This window comes from Blastococcus sp. CT_GayMR19 (assembly GCF_004570385.1).
In the GTDB taxonomy this organism is placed as follows: Bacteria; Actinomycetota; Actinomycetes; order Mycobacteriales; family Geodermatophilaceae; genus Blastococcus_B.
Genome location: NZ_SPQL01000004.1, coordinates 164,679 through 178,022 on the forward strand (window position 1 = coordinate 164,679; position 13,344 = coordinate 178,022).

15 protein-coding genes and 4 tRNA genes are annotated in these 13,344 nt (G+C 73.4%); 12 read left to right on the plus strand and 7 right to left on the minus strand.

All coding sequences use genetic code 11. The features are described 5' to 3' along the window. Positions 1-147: 147 nt before the first annotated feature. Positions 148-1,077 (plus strand): hypothetical protein, encoded by a 930-nt coding sequence (locus tag E4P39_RS07655; RefSeq protein WP_245159698.1) that lies wholly within the window; start codon positions 148-150, stop codon positions 1,075-1,077. Positions 1,078-1,128: 51 nt separating this feature from the next. Here the strand turns inward: E4P39_RS07655 and E4P39_RS07660 are convergent. From E4P39_RS07660 to E4P39_RS07670, 3 genes are all read right to left on the minus strand, one after another. Then, a tRNA-Phe gene (locus E4P39_RS07660) sits at positions 1,129-1,202 on the minus strand. 24 nt (positions 1,203-1,226) lie between these two features. Next, a tRNA-Asp gene (locus E4P39_RS07665) sits at positions 1,227-1,300 on the minus strand. A gap of 48 nt (positions 1,301-1,348) precedes the next feature. Beyond that, positions 1,349-1,421, minus strand: a tRNA-Glu gene (locus E4P39_RS07670). An 83-nt stretch (positions 1,422-1,504) separates the two neighbouring features. On the opposite strand from E4P39_RS07670, the gene E4P39_RS07675 reads away from it, so the two are divergent. Further along, entirely contained in the window at positions 1,505-2,170 is a 666-nt protein-coding gene (locus E4P39_RS07675) for a hypothetical protein (protein ID WP_135135808.1), read from the plus strand. A gap of 9 nt (positions 2,171-2,179) precedes the next feature. On the opposite strand, the gene E4P39_RS07680 is transcribed toward E4P39_RS07675, so the two are convergent. The 3 genes from E4P39_RS07680 to E4P39_RS07690 are packed head-to-tail and all read right to left on the minus strand — an operon-like array spanning position 2,180 to position 4,599. Continuing rightward, a complete protein-coding gene (locus E4P39_RS07680; RefSeq protein ID WP_135135809.1) occupies positions 2,180-2,512 on the minus strand; it encodes a hypothetical protein in 333 nt (110 codons plus the stop codon). Between the two features lie 23 nt (positions 2,513-2,535). Continuing rightward, the gene (locus E4P39_RS07685; protein WP_135135810.1) at positions 2,536-4,026 is read right to left on the minus strand and encodes a metallophosphoesterase; all 1,491 of its coding nucleotides are present in this window, start codon (positions 4,024-4,026) and stop codon (positions 2,536-2,538) included. Between the two features lie 51 nt (positions 4,027-4,077). Continuing rightward, positions 4,078-4,599, minus strand: coding sequence for a GtrA family protein (locus tag E4P39_RS07690; RefSeq protein WP_245159699.1), 522 nt, complete (start codon positions 4,597-4,599; stop codon positions 4,078-4,080). Between the two features lie 164 nt (positions 4,600-4,763). Here E4P39_RS07690 and E4P39_RS07695 point away from each other — a divergent pair, with 164 nt between their 5' ends. From E4P39_RS07695 to E4P39_RS07705, 3 genes are all read left to right on the plus strand, one after another. After that, positions 4,764-5,642, plus strand: a complete 879-nt coding sequence (locus tag E4P39_RS07695) for a Rieske (2Fe-2S) protein (RefSeq protein WP_135135811.1) — start codon at positions 4,764-4,766, stop codon at positions 5,640-5,642. A gap of 410 nt (positions 5,643-6,052) precedes the next feature. Then, a tRNA-Lys gene (locus E4P39_RS07700) sits at positions 6,053-6,125 on the plus strand. A 303-nt stretch (positions 6,126-6,428) separates the two neighbouring features. Further along, positions 6,429-6,788: an MmcQ/YjbR family DNA-binding protein gene (locus tag E4P39_RS07705; RefSeq protein WP_135135812.1), complete on the plus strand. Its 360-nt coding sequence runs from the start codon at positions 6,429-6,431 to the stop codon at positions 6,786-6,788. Positions 6,789-6,898: 110 nt separating this feature from the next. On the opposite strand, the gene E4P39_RS07710 is transcribed toward E4P39_RS07705, so the two are convergent. Next, positions 6,899-7,798: a LysR family transcriptional regulator ArgP gene (locus tag E4P39_RS07710; protein ID WP_135135813.1), complete on the minus strand. Its 900-nt coding sequence runs from the start codon at positions 7,796-7,798 to the stop codon at positions 6,899-6,901. Between the two features lie 72 nt (positions 7,799-7,870). On the opposite strand from E4P39_RS07710, the gene E4P39_RS07715 reads away from it, so the two are divergent. The 7 genes from E4P39_RS07715 to E4P39_RS07745 all read left to right on the plus strand — a co-directional run bounded on the left by E4P39_RS07715 (position 7,871) and on the right by E4P39_RS07745 (position 13,168). Next, entirely contained in the window at positions 7,871-8,503 is a 633-nt protein-coding gene (locus E4P39_RS07715; protein WP_245159700.1) for a LysE family transporter, read from the plus strand. 77 nt (positions 8,504-8,580) lie between these two features. Then, positions 8,581-9,456: an MOSC domain-containing protein gene (locus E4P39_RS22615; protein WP_209306420.1), complete on the plus strand. Its 876-nt coding sequence runs from the start codon at positions 8,581-8,583 to the stop codon at positions 9,454-9,456. An 86-nt stretch (positions 9,457-9,542) separates the two neighbouring features. Then, complete coding sequence (locus E4P39_RS07725) at positions 9,543-10,037, plus strand: DUF2975 domain-containing protein (protein ID WP_135135815.1); 495 nt, start codon at positions 9,543-9,545, stop codon at positions 10,035-10,037. Continuing rightward, on the plus strand, positions 10,037-10,273 hold the full coding sequence (locus E4P39_RS07730; protein WP_135135816.1) for a helix-turn-helix transcriptional regulator: 237 nt from the start codon (positions 10,037-10,039) through the stop codon (positions 10,271-10,273). The genes E4P39_RS07725 and E4P39_RS07730 overlap by 1 nt, the downstream gene beginning before the upstream one ends. Continuing rightward, positions 10,270-11,208: an ABC transporter ATP-binding protein gene (locus E4P39_RS07735; protein ID WP_135135817.1), complete on the plus strand. Its 939-nt coding sequence runs from the start codon at positions 10,270-10,272 to the stop codon at positions 11,206-11,208. Before E4P39_RS07730 ends, E4P39_RS07735 begins: the two co-directional genes overlap by 4 nt. A gap of 23 nt (positions 11,209-11,231) precedes the next feature. Beyond that, positions 11,232-12,011, plus strand: coding sequence for a hypothetical protein (locus tag E4P39_RS07740; protein ID WP_135135818.1), 780 nt, complete (start codon positions 11,232-11,234; stop codon positions 12,009-12,011). Then, positions 12,008-13,168 (plus strand): NAD(P)/FAD-dependent oxidoreductase, encoded by a 1,161-nt coding sequence (locus tag E4P39_RS07745; RefSeq protein WP_135135819.1) that lies wholly within the window; start codon positions 12,008-12,010, stop codon positions 13,166-13,168. The genes E4P39_RS07740 and E4P39_RS07745 overlap by 4 nt, the downstream gene beginning before the upstream one ends. The last annotated feature ends 176 nt before the right edge of the window (positions 13,169-13,344 follow it).

The window sequence follows — 13,344 nt, forward strand, 5'->3', positions numbered from 1 at the left end:
CGTCGTGCTGTCGCCACGCTCGACCGCACGAGGGGCCGCAACCACCGAGTGACCTGCGCACAGCCTTCCGTCCCGACGAGCTCGGGGCCCGCGGCCGACCGCATCCGCGTCGCCACCATTCCCGCCTCAGGGCTCTACGTCGACGCCGTGCTGCCGGTCGACGTCGTCCGCGTGGGTGCCACCGGGGGTCCCGGCCCGTGGCTGGACGCGACCTACCTGGCGGAGCACGCCCCCGAGGCCGACGTCCTCCATCTGCACACGGGATCGGGGCCGGTGACGGACGCCGCGGTGCAGTGCTGGAGCGAGACGGTGCGGCGCTCGGGGATCCCCCTGGTGGTCACGGTCCACCGCGTGCGGGCCGCGGCGTCGTCCCGGCCGGCGGCGGAGGACGCCCATCTCGATGCGGTCCTGAGCACGGCCGAGGTGGTGCTCACGCTGACCTCGGGGGCGGCCGACGCGATCGGGGAGCGGTTCGGGCGGACGGCGATCGTGGTCGCCCACCCCTCCGTCGCCAGCCCCGACCCGGACCTCGGTGCCGAGCGCGGCCTGGTCGGGCTGCGGCTCCGCGGGGTGCCGTCCCCGGACCAGGAGGGTCTGGTGCGCGCCGCACTGTCCGGCGCCGTGTCGGGCGGTGGGCGACTCCGGGTGCTGGTGGAGGCGGGGACGGACGTCGTGCGCTCCGTCCGCGACCTCGCCGCACGGGAGACGTGCGAACTCGTGGTGCACCGGGCGGACCAGCGGGCAGCGCAGTTCCAGCAGCTGCACGTCGCGGTGCTGCCGGAGCCGTGCGGGTCCCACTCACGGGATCTGGAGATCTGCCGTGACGTGGGGACGCGGGTGGTGACGCCGAGCTGCGGCTGGTTCGCGGGCCAGTGGGGCGAGGTGGTGTCCTACGGCCTGGACGACCGCGGCACCGTGGACCCGGTGTCGCTCAACGCGGCCGTGTCGGCCGCGCTCACCCGCCCGATGCTCCGGCCCGCCGACCGGGAGTGGCGCGAGGAGCAGCGGGCAGCGGTCCGGCGGGTGCACGCGGAGGTGTACCGGCAGGTCGCGGGAGATCGTGCCTGGGCCCGATAGGCCGGGCACGAGAGAGCGGGCGCCCGATCAGCGGCCGGGGAACAGCGTGTGTGGGCAGGGGCGGGGTCGAACCGCCGACCTCTCGCTTTTCAGGCGAGCGCTCGTACCGACTGAGCTACCTGCCCCTCACCGGTGTCTCCACCGGGGAGCGACCCTGACGGGACTCGAACCCGCGACCTCCGCCGTGACAGGGCGGCGCGCTAACCAACTGCGCTACAGGGCCTTGCTGGTGCTGCACGTTCTGGTGGTGCGACTGCTGTCGTGCTGTGCGTGCCCCCAACGGGGTTCGAACCCGTGCTACCGCCTTGAAAGGGCGGCGTCCTGGACCACTAGACGATAGGGGCTCGTGTTCGCCGGGGGCGGGAGAAACAATACATGCCGCCGCTGTCCGGTCCGGCGGGGGGCGGGAAGTGCGAGACTTGGGACCGTGAGCCTCCGGACCCGGGCCGCCGCCCCCGCCGTACCGGCCGCGGTACTGCTGACCGCGGCCCTGACGACGTCCCTGCTGGCCGGTTGCACGGCAGAGGGCGCCGCGGCCACCCTGCCCTCCCCGGGCGGGTCCGCGTCGGAGAGCTCCGCGCCCTCGTCCGCTCCCGGGGAACCGGCCGGGGAGGGCGTCGGGGCCCAGGGGGCGACCGGCACGCCGCCGTTCACCGCGGACACCGAGGCCGACACCGCGGAGGAGTCCTCCGACGCGCTCGTGAGCGTTTCCGACATCCGGATCGGCCGGCACGACGGGTTCGACCGCGTCGTCCTCGAGGCCGGCGGCCGGGGAGAGCCCGGCTGGGACGTGCGGTACGTGGACCAGGCCAGCTCACAGGGCAGCGGGGACCCCGTCGGCGTGGCCGGCGACGCCGTCCTGCAGGTGACCCTGACCGGCGCGGGCCCCTCGATGGACACCGGCATCGACGAGGTCGCCTGGGGCAGGCGGGTCGCCGCCGAGGGCACGGAGGCGGTCACCGAGGTGGTCTACGACGGCATGTTCGAGGGGACGGCGGTCGCGTTCGTGGGCACGACGGCCAAGGAGCCGTTCCGGGTCTACCTGCTCGAGTCCCCGGCGCGCGTGGTGCTCGAGGTCGCGCACGACGACTGAGCCATTGCCTCAGGCCAGGGACGCCGTGATCTCGACGGCGTCCTCGGTGACGCTGGTGCACTCGAGCTGGAGCGGCCCGGCCGTGACGCTCTCGCCCTCCGCGCAGGAGACGTTGGCCCCGGCGACCCCCAGCGACGCCTTGCCGTCCTGGACCCCGCCGAACGTCACCTTCTGGCCGAGGATCTCGGCCTCGGCGCCGTCGCCGGACAGCGTGGCGGTGCAGGAGCTCGTCGAGCACGAGACGTTGTTCGAGCTGAGGGAGCAGCCGGCCAGCGGGGCGAGGGCCAGGCCTCCGGCGAGGAGACCCGCCGCGAGGCGGGCGGTGCGCGGCATCGAGGACATGCCCCGAGCGTAGGGCCGCCCGGTCAACCGGTCTGGGACGCGGGGGCCACGCCGCCGTCGTCCGCGGCGTCCGGCACCGGCGGGCCGGCCGGCGGCAGCACGGTGCGCTGCATCGTCACCTCGGTCTCGCCGAGTCCGGCGAGGGTGATCTCGTCGTAGGCGCGGAGCTCGCCGGTCTCCCGGTCGACGTAGAGGACGGTGCAGGTGAGCGGTTCCGGGAACTCGCCCTGCAGCCCGCGCAGGCCGGCGCCCCCGGTGGAGCCCTGCACCATCAGCAGGGTGCCCTCCTCCAGCTCGCGCACCTCCCGCTCGTGGGTGTGACCGGCCAGGACGACGGGGGCGACGCCGTCCAGCGGGGCCGCCTGCCGCGGATCGTGCACGAGGGCGATCGCCGGCGGCGCCGGCAGCGACTCGGCGAACTCCGCCAGGTCCTGGCCGCTCTCCACCAGCACGTCCTCGCCGGCCTCGTCGTCCCCGGTGCTCTTGTCCGGGGTGAAGCGGGGATCCGGCGTCCCGACGAGGGTCAGGCCGGCCACCGTCGTGGCGGAGCCGTTCAGCACCACGGCGTTCGGCTGCGCGGCGATGAGCGCCGCCGTGGCCGCGGAGTCGTGGTTGCCCCGGATGTATACGTAGGGGACGCCGAGGGTGCCCACGGAGTTGATCAGGCGGTTCTCGGGTGAGCTGCCCCAGTCGGTGATGTCGCCGGTGTCGAGGACGGCGTCGACACCGAACTGCCCGGTCACCTGCTGCACCAGGTCGAACCCGGCGGGGTTGAGGTGCAGGTCGGAGACGTGCAGCAGCGCGACCGTGTCGTCGGTCCCACCGGGCGCGGGCAGCGCGGAGATCGCCGAGTACAGCGATCCGACGTTGGCGACCAGGTCCTCCAGCGAGGCGCGGTAGGCGTCGAAGCGGGCGACGAGGTCCTCCGCGCTGCCGATCAGGCTGTTGGCGTTGACCAGCAGCCCGGTGTACGTGGGCTGGGACAGCGCTTCGGGCCGCCAGGTGGCCGCGCCGAGGCCCGCCGTCCCGAGCAGGAGGACGCCGGCCAGGCCGGCGGCGATGGCCGGTTCCCAGCGGCGCCGGAGGATCACCGCCGACGTGAGCGCCGCCCCGGCGAGGGCGATGAGGGCGGTCCGCCAGACCAGCTCCACCACCGCGTCGCGCAGATCGGCACTCACCTGGTCGACGACCCCGGCCAGCTTCACCGGGTCCGTGGCCAGCGCCTGCGCGCGGACCTGGTCCACCCGCTGCAGCTGGATCTCCAGCTGGAGGGGCCCGTCGTAGACGTCGACGGTCAGGGCACCCAGGGGCGGGAGCGCGACCTGCGCGCCGCCGCCGGCCGGCTGGAAGGCGAGCGTGGCGTCGAAGGGCCCGATCGGTGCCGAGATCCGGGCGAAGAGGAGGACGGCGATCAGCGCTCCGGCGACGGCGATCGCGGCGCGGAGCCCCCACCGGGCGGCGACGCGGACCCTCGGCCCCCAGGGGGACGGCGCGGGCAGGGTCGGCTCGGTCACCTACGCCACGCTACTGAGCGGCGGTCTTCGGAGGTGTCCCGCGACGGTGTGTCAGGCGGTGGTGGGAACGGCCGGACGGAAGATCCAGCGCAGCGCCACGAACCGCAGGAGGCCGATGACGGCGGTCACGGTGGCGACGAGGGTGATCTGCCAGAACGGGTGGGCGGAACCGACGGCGGCGTCCAGCCAGCCCAGAGCGGCGCTGGTCGCGACCAGTCCCACGAACGACACCCCGCCGGCCTCGACCTGGGCGGTCAGGAAGCTGACGCGTCGATCGGCGCGAAAGGTGAGCCGGCGGTGCAGTTCGTTGGCCAGCATCGAGGAGGCCGCCGTCGCGACCACGTGCGCCGGCAGGTAGCCGAGGCTCCGGAGGGAGAGGAAGAGGACGGCGTACAGAGCGGTCGACGTGCCGCCGACCAGGACGAACCGGGTGAACTGCGCCCACGCATCGTCCTGCCGCAGCCGGGTGGCCGTCCGCGCCGCGACGTCCCGACCGTGCTCGACCCGTGCGTGGGACAGGCCGCCGAGGAACTCGATGACCGGCCGGCAGCGGGTCCTGGACGGGCAGGTCACGGGACGCCACTCCTTTCGGTCGCACGGTCAACGTTCCTCTACGAAAAAGCCTCTGTCACGGTCAACATGCCCGAGCTACCTGTGAATTCCCACCGGATTTCCGCAGGATCGCCCGTGTTCTGGTGGGCTGCTTTCGGCGGGCCTGCGCCGGGTAGAGGCGGGCCATGAGCCTCATGGGCATTCTCGACCGGGTGGCGGACGCGGCGGCCCTGGACAAGGTCATCGACCCGGCGCGCCGCGCCGTGCAGGCGGCCCTACCGCAACCGGTGAAGGACTTCCTCCACGGCACCTGGCTGGGGCATCCGGTGCACCCCGTGCTCGTCCACGTGCCGGTGGGGACGTGGGTCTCCGCCGGGTTGCTCGACCTGTACCCGCCGTTCCGGCGTGCGGCGACGGTCCTGATCGGGACGGGCGTCGCAGCAGCGGTTCCGGCGTCGCTGTCGGGGGCGGCCGACTGGTCGGAGCAGGACGTCGGCGTGCGGCGGCTCGGGGCCCTGCACGCGGCGGCGAACACCGCCGCGCTGGGGTTGTACGTCGGGTCGCTGATGGCACGGAAGCGGGGCCGGGGTGCGCTCGGGCTGGTGCTGTCCTACGCGGGGCTGGGGGTGGCGAGCGGATCGGCCGCGGTCGGCGGGCACATGTCCTACGCGCAGTCATCGGGCGCCTCGCACGCCACGACGGCGGCTCGGGCGTTGTCGAAGGACTGGATGGACCTGGGTCCGCTGGACGACCTGCCCGAGGGCCGGCCCGCGCTGCGGACGGGGAAGGGGAGCAGCGTCGCCGTCCCGCTGGCCGTCGTCCGCCGGGGTGCCCGGGTCGACGTCTTCGTCGGCGCCTGCTCGCACCTGTCGGGGCCGCTGCACGAAGGGAAGGTGGAGGACGTGCACGGCCACGCGTGCCTGGTCTGCCCGTGGCACGGCTCGGCGTTCGACCTGGACAGCGGAACGTCCCGGCGGGGACCGGCCGCCAACGGCCAGGAGAAGCTCGAGGTCCGGATGGAGGCGGGCAGGGTCATGGCGCGGCTGCCGGCCCGCAGCCGGTAGGGCCGCGAAAGAGGGCCGGCCCGGCCGCCCCGGGGGGAACGGGTCGGCCGGGCCGGGGTTCAACCCGCCGGGGGCGTTGCAGCGCCGGGCGGAAGATCTTCGGTGGGGGCAGGCGACATTGCCCGGTCCCCCCGACCGGAGCGATGATCACCGTACGTAAAGGCAACAGTCTTAAGGCATCCCCTGATCGGGGGACATTCGCGCGGCTTCGTGACGCAGCGCACACGCCCGCGGGTTCACCGGGCTACCGCAGCGGGCATCGAGAGCGGGTGTTCTTCCTCTTCTCGAACCGGCTCGGCTGCCTCGGGTCCCTCGCGCTGTCCGCGATCCTGACCCTCGTGCTGCTCCTCGTGCTCGACGTCCTGTGACAGGAGGGGCCGCCGTCGGTCTGCCAGACTCGGGCCGCACCGGGGCCTCTAGCTCAATTGGCAGAGCAGCGGACTTTTAATCCGCGGGTTGTGGGTTCGATCCCCACGGGGCCCACCGAGCTGGACCTACACGACGTGGTGTTGCTCCGCCTGATGCTCGACCTGCGGCTTCGGGCGGTGGCGACAGTGTTTCGCTGACGCGGCCCGAGGCCGGTCACGCCGGCCCCGAGCCGAGAGGACGTGCCTCTACACACCGGCGAACGCGACAAGCGGATGACTCCGGCCCGCCGTCGCAGTCCATCCTGTGTGCGCGACGCAGGAGGAGCGGACTCCGATGGACGGACCAAGCTGACCAGGTCGTGGGTGATGGGCGGCGTGCGGACAGGCGGCCCGTCGGCCGTGACGGACGGTTTCTGACATGGCAGCGATCGAGGACGTTCGGCCGCTGGGCGCCGAACTGGAGCGCTCGTACCAGGTGTACGGACACGGCAGATTGAAGTTCCGCGTCGGGCAGATCGTCTACGTGGCGTTCTCCCTGGATGGGAGCGTGATGGGCTTCGCGTTCCCCAAGGAGGAGCGGGCGGCGCTCGTCCTGAGCGAGCCGCACAAGTTCCAGCTGCCGGCGGCGTCGGACCTGCGCTTCAACTGGGTCCACGCCCACCTTGCTGCACTGGACCCCACCGAAGCCCGCGAGCTCGTCGTCGATGCGTGGCGCATGGTCGTCCCCAAGAAGGTCTCCGCCGCCTACGACCTCGTCCATCCCGTCGGCCCGGGCTGAAGCCCGGGCTCCGTGACGACTCCCGTCAGGCTGATCCTCGCTCTCTGCGCAGCCCTCGGCGGTTTCGCCCTTTCAGGAGCCGATGGACTGCGACCGCCGTGAGTCCTTGGTCAGCGCGCAGCCTCACCGGGCTGGTCCAGCTCGCGGCCGGCGGCTTCGAGCACGGCCTCGCGCACGCGGTCGAGCGTGGCGGAGCGCAGCCGCCACTGCTGCCAGTACAGGACGACGTCCACCGCGCAGGCCGGGTCGAGTCCGACCAGCTCCGACGTGACCCCGCGTGCCTGCTGGTCGGGCACCATGCCCCAGCCCAGGCCCAGGGTGACGGCGGCAACGTAGTCCGCCGAGGCGGGCACGTAGTGCACCGGTGGGGCGGCGTCGGAACCGGCCCGCGCGTGCAGGTAGCGGTGCTGCAGGTCGTCCTTGCGGTCGAAGACGACGACCGGGGCTCGGACCAGCGCCTCCGGGGTGGGGCCGGCGGGGAACCAGCGCCGCCGAAAGGCGGGGGTGGCCATCGGCCGGTAGCGCATGCCGCCCAGGCGGGTGGAGGAGCAGCCGGGCACCGGGTCGGCCTCCGCGGTCACCGCCGCCATGACCGTGCCCGCGCGCAGCAGGGCGCTCGTGTGCTCCTGGTCCTCCCGGTACAGGTCGAAGCAGACGTCGCCGGCCAATGGCGCCAGTGCGGGCAGGACCCAGGTGGCCATCGAGTCGGCGTTGACCGCGATCGGCAGAGTGGGCACGAGGTCGGGGAAGGGTTCCCCACCGAGCTCGCGGGCGACGTCGGCGGTGAGGAGATCGACCTGCCGGGCGAGTCGGAGCACCGCCTGTCCCGACTCGGTGACCTGCACCGGCTTGGTCCGGATCAGCAGGATCCGGCCGGTCGCGACCTCCAGGGCCCGCAACCGCTGGCTGATCGCCGATGGAGTGACATGCAGGGCCCGGGCGGCCGCCTCCAGCGTGCCCCCGCGGACGGTCGCGTCGAGTGCCCGCAGCTGGCTCAGGTCCAGGTCCATGAACAGCGACGCTAACGCCGCATCAGAATCATGAGCTGGACCCTGGCAGAACGACTTCCTACCGTCGACGGCGTGCTGACCACCCCGGCCCTGTTCGCCGCCGCCTCCGGGCTCGCGCTCGGTCTGGGGCTCATCGTGGCCATCGGCGCCCAGAACGCCTTCGTGCTGCGCCAGGGATTGCGAATCGAGCACGTGGCCGCGGTGGTCGCGGTGTGCGCCCTGTCCGACATCGCGCTGATCGCCGCCGGGGTGCTGGGCGCCGGCGCGGCCCTGGCCCGGCTGCCGTGGCTCGTCCCGGTGGTGTGCTTCGCCGGGGCGGCGTTCCTGCTCTGCTACGGCGTGCTGGCGGCGCGCCGCGCAATGAAGCCGGCCGCGCTGCTGCCGGACGCCGCCGGCGCACGCACGGGTCTCGCGGTCACCGTCGGCACCTGTCTGGCGCTGACCTGGCTCAACCCGCACGTCTACCTGGACACGGTGGTCCTGCTCGGCTCCATGGCCTCGACCTACGGGGATCACCGATGGCAGTTCGCCGCCGGGGCCGCGCTCGGCAGCGCCGCGTGGTTCACCGGCCTCGGCTACGGCGCCCGCCTGCTCCGGCCGGTGTTCGCACGGCCGGCGGCCTGGCGGATCCTCGACGGCGGCATCGCCGCGGTCATGTCGGCCCTCGCCGTCTCCCTGGCTGTCCGCGGCGTCGGCGGGGCCTGAATCCGGCAGCGGCCGTTGCTGCTCGCATGCAAGAGTCCGGTGCCGCAGTCGCAGCCCGCGAACGTGAGGGAGGACCCGTGATCGACGTCGAGCTCCCGCCCGGACCCGCCGCGGGCGCGCTCGCCCGCGGGTTCGCCACGTGCCTGGCGTCGGTCACCGAGATGCCGGTGGCCGACCTGCCGCTGCCCGACGACGACCTGACGCACGCCCTGGGCGCCTGGCGGAGCTGGCTGGCCGAGCACGGATCGGGCCTGGTGCCCATCGCCGACCCCGTGCACTTCCAGTGGGCCGGATGGTGGATCGCCGTCGTGGCGAACCCGCCCGGGACGGACGTGGCCGTGCTCGCGTTCGGCACACCGCCGGGCGTCGTCCTCAGCCCGCAGGCGCCCGCGCTGCTGGGTCGGGCCACCGCGGACCTGCGCATTCGCGAGGCCTACGCCGTCGCCTCCCTCGACCCGGTGCTGCACCGGCAGCCGGCCGGAGCAGAGCTGCGCGGCACCGTCGAGGGCCTCGCCGTGGCGCCTGCCGCGGAGGCGCCGATGCAGCTGCTCGAGGTCGCGCAGGCCCGCGCGGGCCACGGGTTCGAGGGGGACCGCTACGCGGCGGGAGCCGGCACGTTCAGCTCCCGCGGCGGACGGCGGCCCGGCTACGACCTGACCCTGATCGCCGCCGAGGTCCTCGACGAGATGGCCACGGCCGGGCAGCCGCTGGAGTTCGCCGGCACGCGCCGCAACGTCCTCACCCGCGGCATCGACGTCAACGCCCTCGTCGGGCGGCGCTTTCGCATCGGGGACGTGCTCTGCGAGGGACGCCGGCTGTGCGAGCCCTGCGTCCACCTCGACCGGCTCAGCGGACCGGGGATCCTGCGGCCGCTGATCCACCGCGGCGGGCTGCGGGCCGACGTCCTCACCGACGGGGAGATCCGTCTGGGGGCTCCGGTCCGCTCCGTCTGACCGACGACAACCACTTCGGGGGAGATTGCACGACACTCGGCGTGTATCGATTGACTTTCGATAGACATCCCGTGAGAGTCGATCGCATGACGCACTTGCGCCGCGTGGTGCTCCCCCTCCGGATCCTGCTTGCGATCGTCTTCGCAGCCCTGCTGGTCGCCCAGATCTGGGCGGTGCCCGGGCTGTTGCCCGACCTGGCGGAGCCGACGCTGGAGCGGCAGCTCATGCGGTGGACGATGCTGGCGGTCTCGGTGCTGGGACTGGTGTGCGTCCAGGCCGTCATCGTGTGCACCTGGACGTTGCTCACGCTGGTCACCCAGGACCGGATCTTCAGCGCGAGCGCGCTGCCGTGGGTGAACGCGATCGTGTGGGCGATCGCCGCGGGCTGGACGATGCTCTTCGGCACCCTCGTCTGCGCCTACTACTTCATCATCGACGAGGTCAGCGACGATCCGGTGCTGCCGGCGCTCCTGCTGCTGTTGCTGCTCGTCGGTGCCGTCCTCGGGCTCCTCATGGTCATCATGCGAGCCCTGCTGCGGCAGGCGACGACGCTGCGGGCCGACATGGAAGCGGTCATCTGATGGCCATCGTCGTGCGCATCGACGTGGAACTCGCCAAGCGCAAGATGAGCGTCGGCGAGTTCGCCGAACAGGTCGGGCTCACCCCGGCGAACGTCGCCGTCCTGAAGAACGGCCGTGCCAAGGCCGTCCGCTTCAGCACCCTGGAGGCGATGTGCCGGGTGCTCGACTGCCAGCCCGGCGACCTGCTCGAGTGGGTCGAGGACAACCAGGCCGCGGCGCACGGGGTCAGCCGATGATCGAGGTCCGGGGCCTGACGAAACGCTTCGGCGACGTCCTCGCCGTCGACGACCTCAGTTTCGACGTCGAGCCGGGCAAGGTCACCGGCTTCCTCGGGCCGAACGGCGCCGGGAAGTCCACGACGATGCGGATGATGCTCGGCCTCGACCGGCCCACCGCGGGACGGGCACTGGTGAACGGGCGGTCGTTCGCGACGCTCGCGGAGCCCCTCCGCGAGGTCGGCGCGCTCCTCGACCCCGGTTCGCTGCATCCGGGCCGCACCGGCCGCAGCCACCTCCGCGTCGCCGCCCGGGCGAACGGGATCCCGCAGCGTCGCGTCGACGAGGTCATCGAGCAGGTCGGACTCGGCTCCGCGGCGCGCCGACGGATCAAGGGCTACTCGCTCGGCATGCGCCAGCGTCTCGGGATCGCGGCGGCACTCCTGGGCGATCCCCGCGTGCTGCTCTTCGACGAACCGATCAACGGCCTGGACCTGGACGGCGTCCGCTGGATCCGCGGACTCCTGCGCTCCCTCGCCGACGAGGGGCGCACCGTGCTGGTATCCAGCCACCTGATGAGCGAGATGGAGCAGACCGCCGACCGTCTGGTGGTCATCGGCCGGGGTCGGCTCATCGCCGACGCGACGACGGGGGAGATCCTGCGCGGGCTCGGGCATCGCCAGGTCCGCGTCCGGACGTCGCAGCCGGATGAGCTCCTCGCCCGGCTCGGGGAACACGGCCTGACGGCGCAGCGCCTCGACGGTCACGAGCTGCAGGTCGAAGGCGGCACGGCCGAGGACGTCGGCGAGCTCGCGAACGCGTTCTCCATCCCGCTGCACCACCTGTCCGAGGTGCAGCAGTCGCTGGAGGCCGCCTACCTCGAGCTGACCGGCGACAGCGTGGAGTTCCACGGCGGCGTCCGGCAGCCTGTGCACACGACGGAGGCAGCGCTGTGACGGCTCTCCCGACAGCCCCCGCCATGCGGCCATCGGCTGCCGACGTCTCCGGGGGACGCGTGTTCGTCCGCACCTGTGCTGCCGAGTGGACCCGGCTGTGGACGGTCCGGACCACCTGGGGGTTCCTGGCGGCGGCAGCCGTGGTGATGGTCGGGATCGGCACCATCGCCGGCTTCGAGGCCGCCGCTGAGCCGGTTCCTCCCCAGGGGGAGCCGGCGTGGGCAGTGGTGCCCTTCGCCGCCATGCCGGCCCAGTTCGCGCTCCTCTCGCTGGCCCTCCTCGCGGTGACGGCCGACTACGCGACGGGCGGGATCGTCCCGGCGCTGCAGTGGACGCCGCGTCGCGGCGTCCTCTTCCTCGCCCGGACGGTCGTGGCCGTCGGCCTCGCCACCGGCCTCGGTGTGCTGCTGGGGTGCGGCTCCGCACTCGCGGCTCTCGCGGCGGCTCCGGGACTCGGTCTCCCGTGGGACGTCGGCCTCGACGTTCTCGGCACCGTCGCCTTCGTGTTCGCGGCCGGCACGGCGCTCGCCGTCGGGCTCGGCTTCCTGCTGCGCAACACCGCCGGCGCCCTGGTCACCGGGTTCCTGCTGATGCTGCTCCTCCCGGTGCTGCTCCCGCAGTTCGGCTACGAGTGGATGTCCTCGTTCGCCTCGGTCCTGCCCGGGTCCGGCGCGGCGTTCCTCCTGCTCGGGGAGGTGCCGAGGATGACGGAGGCGTCGTCCGTCACGGCCCTGCTCGCCTGGGCCGGCGGCGCGCTGCTGCTCGGCTGGGTGCGGCTGATCCGCAACGACGCGAACCGGTGACCGGATCCGGCGAGGACGCATCGCCTCGGGGCGCCGAGACCGTCGACGTGCTGGTCGTGGGTGCCGGACTGGCGGGGCTGCACACCGCCACGCTGCTCGCGAAGCGCGGCCACGACGTCCTGCTGGTCGAACGGCGACCCACGCTCACCGGCGCCGTCCGCACCACCGGGATCTTCGTGCGGAAGACGCTCGACGACTTCCCGTTGCCTCCCGAGTGCCTCGGCCCGCCGATCCGGCGCGTCATGCTCTACCCGCCGAGCCTGCGTCGTCCGGTGACCCTGGACAGTGCGCGCGACGAGTTCCGGGTGGGGGACATGGGGCCGCTGTACGTGGCAGCGGGACGCGCCGCGGTCGGGGCTGGCGTCCGGGTGGCGCTCGGCACCCGCTACGACGGTCGCCGGGGCGGCGACGTCCTCCTGGTCGGGAGGAACGGGCCGGCCAGGGTGCGGGCACGGTTCGTCGTCGGCGCCGACGGAGCCCGCTCGCGGGTCGCCCGCGATCTCGCCCTGGACCGCAACCACCACCTGCTGATCGGCGCCGAAGAGGTCTTCGACGTCCCCGGCAGCGACGAGCCCCCGACGTTCCACTGCGTGCTCGACCCCTCGCTGGCGCCCGGATACCTGGCCTGGGTGGTCAACGACGGCCGGCATGCCCACGTCGGCGTGGCCGGCTATGCCAAGCGCTTTCCCGACGGTCTGCGCCGGGCCTTGGAGAGGTTCGGCGCGTCGGCGCCCGGACTCCCCGTCGACCGTCCTGCCGAGGTCGAGCGGCGCGGGGGACCGATCCCCGTCGGCGGTCTGCTGCGCCGGATCAGCTGCGCCGACGGGCTGCTCGTGGGGGACGCCGCGGGGGCGGTCTCCCCGCTCACCGCCGGTGGCCTCGATCCGTGCCTGCGGCTGTCGGAGCTCGCCGCGGACGTCCTCGACGACGCCCTGCGAACCGGGCGGCCGGACGCGTTGGAGCACTACGACGGAGCCGCCCTCCGTGCCCGCTTCCGGGGAAGGCTGCTGCTGCGCCGGGGGCTGGCCCAGGTGCGCACGCCCGCCGCAGCGGCGACGGCGTTTCCGCTGCTGCGCACGCCGTTCGGGCAGGCCGCGGCCCGCCGCATCCTCTTCGGGGACCGATCCTTCCCCACCCCGCGACCGGCCCTTTCGTGACGGTGCCGGCGGCCGGGCGACACGCCCGTCGCCGGCCGCACGGGACGGGATCGCTGCGGGCTGCGCGGCCTCGTTCACGCTCGCCGATGGTCGCTGCTGTCGACATGTAGCTGTGGAACGAGGTCGTCACCGTCCCCGTTCGGCGCCCAGGCAACGATTCGGGAACGCGGCGTCCC